This is a genomic window from Varibaculum cambriense (assembly GCF_032557235.1).
Lineage (GTDB): Bacteria > Actinomycetota > Actinomycetes > Actinomycetales > Actinomycetaceae > Varibaculum > Varibaculum cambriense_C.
In genome coordinates, this window is record NZ_JAWGMB010000008.1 from 91,834 (window position 1) to 98,644 (window position 6,811).

General features: G+C 53.3%; 6 protein-coding genes. 4 read left to right on the forward strand and 2 right to left on the reverse strand.

The window, feature by feature from the left end; genetic code table 11:
• Window positions 1–10 precede the first annotated feature (10 nt).
• Window positions 11–1,552 (reverse strand): lysine--tRNA ligase, encoded by a 1,542-nt coding sequence (gene lysS / locus E6072_RS07300; protein WP_316694776.1) that lies wholly within the window; start codon window positions 1,550–1,552, stop codon window positions 11–13.
• Window positions 1,553–1,602: 50 nt separating this feature from the next.
• On the reverse strand, window positions 1,603–2,454 hold the full coding sequence (locus E6072_RS07305) for a pantoate--beta-alanine ligase (protein ID WP_307738411.1): 852 nt from the start codon (window positions 2,452–2,454) through the stop codon (window positions 1,603–1,605).
• A gap of 148 nt (window positions 2,455–2,602) precedes the next feature.
• Between E6072_RS07305 and E6072_RS07310 the strand changes: the two genes are divergently transcribed.
• From E6072_RS07310 to E6072_RS07325, 4 genes are all read left to right on the forward strand, one after another.
• Entirely contained in the window at window positions 2,603–3,307 is a 705-nt protein-coding gene (locus E6072_RS07310) for a response regulator (protein WP_307738412.1), read from the forward strand.
• Window positions 3,307–4,947, forward strand: coding sequence for a HAMP domain-containing sensor histidine kinase (locus tag E6072_RS07315; protein WP_316694777.1), 1,641 nt, complete (start codon window positions 3,307–3,309; stop codon window positions 4,945–4,947). The genes E6072_RS07310 and E6072_RS07315 overlap by 1 nt, the downstream gene beginning before the upstream one ends.
• A 98-nt stretch (window positions 4,948–5,045) precedes the next feature.
• Window positions 5,046–6,179, forward strand: a complete 1,134-nt coding sequence (locus E6072_RS07320; RefSeq protein WP_316694778.1) for a hypothetical protein — start codon at window positions 5,046–5,048, stop codon at window positions 6,177–6,179.
• Window positions 6,180–6,396: 217 nt separating this feature from the next.
• On the forward strand, window positions 6,397–6,687 hold the full coding sequence (locus E6072_RS07325; RefSeq protein ID WP_024059522.1) for a WXG100 family type VII secretion target: 291 nt from the start codon (window positions 6,397–6,399) through the stop codon (window positions 6,685–6,687).
• Window positions 6,688–6,811 lie beyond the last annotated feature (124 nt).

Genomic DNA, 6,811 nt, shown 5'->3' on the forward strand with positions numbered 1-6,811 from the left:
ACCAGACTATTTAAATCCGCTTTACCAGCGGGAAAGTAATAGTCTCGCGAATCCCCAGACCGGTAATCGCCATCAGCAGACGGTCAAGACCCATTCCCATGCCCCCAGCTGGCGGCATTCCCGCTTCGATTGCCTGCAAGAACTCTTCATCTACTTGCATAGCCTCTGGGTCTCCGTTAGCGGCATCTAGGGATTGTGCTTCAAAACGTTCTCGCTGAATTACCGGATCGTTGAGTTCCGAGTAGCCGGTAGCCAGCTCGAATCCGCGCACATACAAATCCCATTTTTGCACCTGTCCGGGTTTTTCGGGATGGGATTTAACCAGTGGGGAAGTGTCTTCGGGGAAGTCCGCTACGAAAGTGGGGGCATAGAGGTCGTCGCCTACTTCCTCTTCCCACAGCAGTTCCACGATTTTACCGGGAGAATAGAATTTTTCGACTTCAATCTCCCGTTCCTTGGCCAGTTTCACCAATTCTTCCCGAGGAGTGCGCGGAGAGATTTCTTGTCCCAACGCCTCTGATAGTGAGCCGTAGAGGTCAATCCATTCCCACTGTCCCCCCAGGTCATAGGATTCCCCGTTTGGCAAAGTGGCAACGGTAGTTCCCAGGGCAGCCTGCGCCGCATTTTGCACCAGCTGGCGGGTAAGTTCAGCAATCTGGCGATAGTTCCCATATGCCTGGTAAGCCTCAAGCATGGTGAACTCGGGAGAATGGGAGGAGTCCGCGCCCTCGTTACGGAAATTGCGGTTGATTTCAAAAACCCGATCGATCCCGCCCACTAGGCAACGTTTTAAGAATAGTTCTGGGGCGATCCGCAAATACAGGTCAGTGTCATAGGCGTTCATGTGAGTGACGAAGGGGCGGGCAGCTGCCCCACCGTGCAGGGTTTGCAACATCGGGGTTTCCACCTCGATAAAATCTTCCCCACTCAGGGTCGCACGCAGGGAAGCCACCACCTGCGCGCGGGTACGCACCATTTCCCGAGCCGCTTCCCGGGTGATCATATCTACTTCCCGGTGACGCACTCGCTGGTCTTCAGAAAGAGAAACCTCTTGCCCGTCCTCGGTCTTAAAAGTTTTCGGCAGCGGACGCAAAGATTTAGCAGTGAGCTGCCAGGCGGGTTGTCCGTCCTCTCCGGGCTGCGCCATTACCGAAAGCTCCCCGCGTTTGGAAGCGATCACCCGTCCGTAAACAAACAGGTGATCACCCAGATCCACATCGGCTTTGTAATCGCTTAGGGAGTCTTTACCCACTTGGGCAGCAGATAGCATCGCTTGCAGGCGAGTACCATCGCCTTGCTGCAAAGTTACGAAGCAGAGCTTACCGGTATTGCGGGAAAACACTACCCTCCCGGCGACCCCCACAAAGTCTTCAGTTTCTTCCCCAGCCGCTAGGTTCGGGTATTCTTCCCGCACCTGGCTAAGGGTATGGGTAATAGGTACTGCAATGGGATAGGGGTTACGACCATCGTCAATCAGACGCTGACGTTTTTCAGCGCGAATACGAATCTGTTCCGGCACACTTTGGTTATTAGCTTCACTCACGCATTCCATGTTAGCTATGAGCGGTTAACCGGTTCAATCTCGCTAGCTTAAACCCGAGTTTAAGGACGGGAAAGTACCACTAACTGGTTATCGCTCAAACGGATGTCACCTAGCTTTACCGCTGCGATAAGGCAGGCAGTACTGGGGCCATCTGCCTGCCAGGATTCAAAGGAAATCGGATCAACCAAATCCAGATACTCAATTTCGGCACCGCTTTCCCCCAGAGCCTGCCGGGTTGCGGCGAGAACTGCCGCCCCCGAGCCTGAGGACGCCGCCTCCCGCACTCCCGCAAAAAGGGCTTTCGCGAAGCAAGTAGCATCCTCGCGCTGCGTAGCAGAAAGAGCCTGGGTGGTTTGGGAAACAGTGAGTCCATCTAAATCCCGGAAAGTAGGAACTACCTCTACCGACACTGGAATATCCAAATCGCGCACCACCAGGCGCACCGCCGCTAAAAACTGGGCATCGCATTGCCCGATAAATACTTTATGAGGACGGACGATACCCAACATTTTCACCAATTGGGTTAGGCGATCCCGTGCCTGCCCTAGGTGATGGGCACCTTCATATTGCCGGATAATCTGCCCGGGATCTAACAGCGTTAGCGCCGCCCCGAAAGGATAAAAAGCCTCAGTTGAGGGCGCGAAAATAATATCTACCCCGCTGCGCGCCGCTAACTCTAAATCGGCAGCGCTAATCATATCGGAGGTAGTCTCAAAGGCCGGCCCTACCGGATCGGTATAAACCGAAGCCACCAGGGTATCTACTCGCCCGCTGGCCTCAGTAAAAGCAGCCTGATGCCCGGGATGCCAGTTACCCCGGGTGACCACCAGCCCCACGGTTCCGGCATTTCTTTCTACCCGCTCCAAGGTTTGACGATCATGTACTACCAGCGGTTCTTTCGCTTTATTCACGCTATTTCCCTCAGGTTATCTTTTTGTTGCTGGCTTGATTCTACCTGTCGCGAGCCGAGATTAACACCTGCCCGCCCTAAGCTTTTACCCACCTACCTGCCAGAGTTCATTCAGCTATTATCCAGTTTTCTTGGTAATAATTCACGCTATGACTGCTAATGACACTGCTCGCCTACTGGTAGTAGACGATGAACCTAATATCCGTGATCTACTAGCCTCTTCCTTGCGCTATACCGGATTCGAAGTTTTCACTGCCGCTGACGGCTCCGAAGCGATAAAACAGGCCGAATCCACCGATCCGGATTTAATCGTATTAGACGTAATGCTGCCCGACGTGGACGGCTTCACTGTCACCCGCCGCCTGCGCGAAAATGGCTTCACCACTCCCATTCTTTTCCTGACCGCAAAAGACGATATGAGTGATAAAGTCCAGGGTCTGACCGTAGGCGGGGACGATTATGTAACCAAACCTTTCGGGCTAGAGGAAGTGGTGGCGCGAATTAACGCTATCTTGCGGCGCACCCGGGGGCTTGCGGGTGAAGACGCGGTCATCCGGGTGGCCGATATTGCTTTAGACGAGGACGCTCATGAGGTACAACGCGCCGGCCAAGTAATCGACCTCTCCCCTACTGAGTTCAAATTGCTGCGCTATCTGATGATTAACGAAGGACGAGTAGTTTCGAAAGCCCAAATCCTCGATCACGTGTGGGAATACGACTGGAATGGCGAAGCGGCGATTGTGGAATCGTATATTTCCTATCTACGCCGCAAGCTAGATGTGCCGGGATCGTGTGGAGATATCATCACCACCCGCCGAGGCATCGGCTACATGATTCGCACCGGAAAGCACTAATGACCCCAGCATCCCCCGGTAAAACAGAGCAGTTTTCTGCAGATAATCCGGCGCCAAAAGACAGCAAGCACCACCGCACCTATTGGCAACGAATCCCGCTCACCTGGCGTTTAGTGCTGGTTATCATGGCACTGCTGGCTGGCGGATTGGGCGGAACTGGTGCCGCCATGCTCGGGATCTTGCATTCGCATTTGGCCGCGCAGATAGATTCCAATCTGAAGGCTACCGCCTCGCGGATTAAAACTAACGATTTAGTTGATCTGCTTGATAAAGGAACATTCCAAGGCAATCAGCCCACCAATTATTTTGTGAGAGTCAACTACGCCGGACAGGTCGCCGAAGCTACCTCTTCTGCGGCGGCAGTAGATAGAGGACGCCCAGACTCTAAGGCTCTAGAGTTGGCAGAGCGTTCCCGCGATATCAAGTGGGAAAAGCCCTTTACGATCGCAGGCGAGTCCTCCTCGTCCTGGCGCGCCATTATGCTGCCAATTCGTAGCGGCCAAACCCCTAAGATCACCGGAACCTTAATAGTGGCGCTTCCGCTGCAAACCGTTACCCAAACTGTTACTGCTACCGGCATTAATGTTCTGGGTACTTCGCTCATCATTATTTTGATCGGCGGGGTTTTGGCCTACGTATTAGTGCAAGTCTCCCTGCGCCCTCTGCGGCAAATGGAGGAAGTTGCCGGAAAAATCGCCTCCGGTGACCTGCACGAACGTATTGATTTATCCCAGGTGCGTGCCGGAGAGGTGCTTTCGCTGGCTTCTGCGCTTAACTTCATGCTTTCGCGAATTGAAGAAACTATTGTTACTCAAAAGCGTAATGAACAAAAAGTACGCCAGTTTGTTTCCGATGCTTCTCATGAGTTACGCACCCCCTTAGCAGCTATCCGCGGATACGGGGAACTGTACAGAATGGGCGGGGTACCTCCCGAGCGGGTGGAAGAAGTTATGGGGCGGATCGAGTCAGAAGCCACCCGGATGGGACTTCTGGTAGAGGATCTACTAAAGCTTGCGCGTCTGGACGAAGGACGGAAAATAAAAATGGGGGCGGTAGATCTTTACCGGATAGCGGCGGCAGGAGCTTTAGATTTATCGGCACTTTCGCCCGAGAGAGAAATCAGTTTACTCCATCTGGATGGATCCGCCTTGGAGTTAGATGAGGGAGAAAGCGCTCTGGTGCTAGCCGATCGCGATCAACTAACCCAAGTGATGACCAATCTAATCGGTAATGTGGAACGCTACACCAATCCCCAGGTACCGGTAGAAATCTTAACTGGCATTCACTCTGGTGAGGCAGTGTTAGAAGTACGTGATCACGGCGAGGGGGTTCCCGAAGAAGAACTTGAGGAGATTTTTGGTCGCTTTTACCGCCGTGACGGTTCGCGTTCGCGAGAAACCGGCGGCACCGGTCTGGGTCTCTCGATCGTGGCGGCTATCGCCGCGGTGCATGGGGGAACTGCCCAGGCGCTACCCACTGCCGGCGGGGGACTAACGATACGAATATCTTTCCCCGCACTGCCTCCTCCTGCCGTCCAGAAAAAACCGAGTAGGAAAATCGGCAAAGTTTTTAAGAAAGGCACGGGAAAGAAAGCTACGCGAAACACCGGGTCCGATGTGCCGAAAAACATAGAAGAATAGTCGCAGCTGCGGGGGCTGTTTTTGATTGTATTTTCCCTAAAGCGGTTTTAGCCGTAGGATAACCACTGCAACACTCAATCGTCGGGGGTACGAAGGCTATGCCAGGTGCACCATCTTGGCTGCAGACGGGATTCGTCAAAGCTATGCGAGAGCTGGGGATCACCGACGATACCCTATTGCGTGAAGAAGCGGATAAGCTGCTGCAAATGTGGCAGTCAGCCGGGCGCCAATTCCATACCAAGAATCATTTAATCCGTTTACTTACCTGTTTGGATCATTTTACAAACACTTCCCAACAGCCAGCGGTATTAACGGTTGCTGCCTGGTATCACGGAGTAATTACCCAGTCGCAAACACGCGCAAAAAACACGACTAACTACGAAAACTATCCCGCCTCGGCTGATTTTGCGCTGGATCGCCTCTTGCACCTGGGGGCGCAAAAAGAAAACGCGATTCGGGTCGGTGAACTGATTTTGATGTTGGAGGGGCGACAGCCTCCTACTGACGATTTAGACGCCTGTGTTTTTGTAGATGCCGCTATTTCATATTTGGGTGCCTCCCCTCAGGATTATCGCAGTTACTGCCAACTAATGAGGGCGGAGATGGCTGCTATGGATCAACTCCGCTACGCCCGGCTGCGGCGCTCGCTAATCTCGAAGCTACTGGCGCGCGATGCTATTTTTCTTTCTCCTTTGGGTAGCGACAATGAAAATGCTGCCCGTCAAAATTTAGAGGGCGAATACGCGAAGCTATCGACATTGATCCCCGGGGATACTGCTGGAAAAGAGCGCTCAGGCCTGCGTCCTCGCACTAAAGAAAAAACCCGCAGCGCAGATACTTCCGAGACTGTGGTTATCAAGGGGGCATCCTCGCGCACAGTTGCGCGACGGCCTATTCTCAACGGGGGAGAAAACCCGAGTTCTTTAAAGACTCCCCTAAGAAAAATTTCGGCGACCGAGCGAAAAGACCTGGAAGCACGCAGCGCTCGTTTGCAAGCTGAAAATGCCGGTAATGATAGCGAGAACGGCCTTTCTTCCATGGAAAATGTGGCTGACCAGTTTTCCACTTTGACGATGCGGAAAGTCGCTATTAACAATGCAGATTATCGCCACGCCGAATCTGAGGAAGCAGAATTTGAAGAGGAAGAAACGCCGACTACCTCCCCAGATGAGGATGCAGAAGAGACCATGTATTCTTCCGCTGACGACGAGGATTCGCTGACCGAGTTTTAGGGATCCCCTTTCTGGTCTTCCAAAATTACGGGTACCGGGAGCTTCGATCTCCCGATGGTTACTGCTATGAACCCTGCCCCTCGCTATTCTATTGTCCCCAAGAGCGGCTAAGGAGTTAGTTTTCTGAAACTATTATCGTGCAGATTCTAGCAGGACTAGTCAGGTTCTAGATTGAGGGCGACAGCCAATCAATCAGTTATTTTAAGGAGAAACCAAGATGGCACAGTTCAATGTAGATTCCGGGCAAGTATCGGCAGCCGGCGCTCAGGCAGCAGCAATCGCCGGGCAGCTGCGCACCGATGCCGCTGCCATGATGGCTCAAGTGCAGGCTCTGCAAGGATCTTGGACCGGGGCAGCTGCTAGCTCCTTCGCGGATTGCGCAACTCGCTGGCGCGCGGCGCAAGCCCAGATGGAGGCGGCTTTAGATTCTATTGGTCAGGCCTTGCAGGCTGCCTCTGTAAGTTACGAAGAAGCTGAAAGTGGGGCTGCGGCCATGTTTGCCGGTTAAGACCTGATCGCGGGTTGATTTGGGCATTAACCCGAAAATGGAGCCGGAAATGGGCATTAGCCTCATTTTCTCGCATACACCCCAAAATGGATAGACAAGGCGGGGACGAACCTCACGGTTCGTC

Coding starts and splice junctions, on each gene's coding strand:
- E6072_RS07310 (WP_307738412.1), top strand. CDS start 2,603: ATGACTGCTAATGACACTGCTCGCCTACTGGTAGTAGACGATGAACCT.
- E6072_RS07325 (WP_024059522.1), top strand. CDS start 6,397: ATGGCACAGTTCAATGTAGATTCCGGGCAAGTATCGGCAGCCGGCGCT.
- E6072_RS07315 (WP_316694777.1), top strand. CDS start 3,307: ATGACCCCAGCATCCCCCGGTAAAACAGAGCAGTTTTCTGCAGATAAT.
- lysS (WP_316694776.1), bottom strand. CDS start 1,552: ATGGAATGCGTGAGTGAAGCTAATAACCAAAGTGTGCCGGAACAGATT.
- E6072_RS07320 (WP_316694778.1), top strand. CDS start 5,046: ATGCCAGGTGCACCATCTTGGCTGCAGACGGGATTCGTCAAAGCTATG.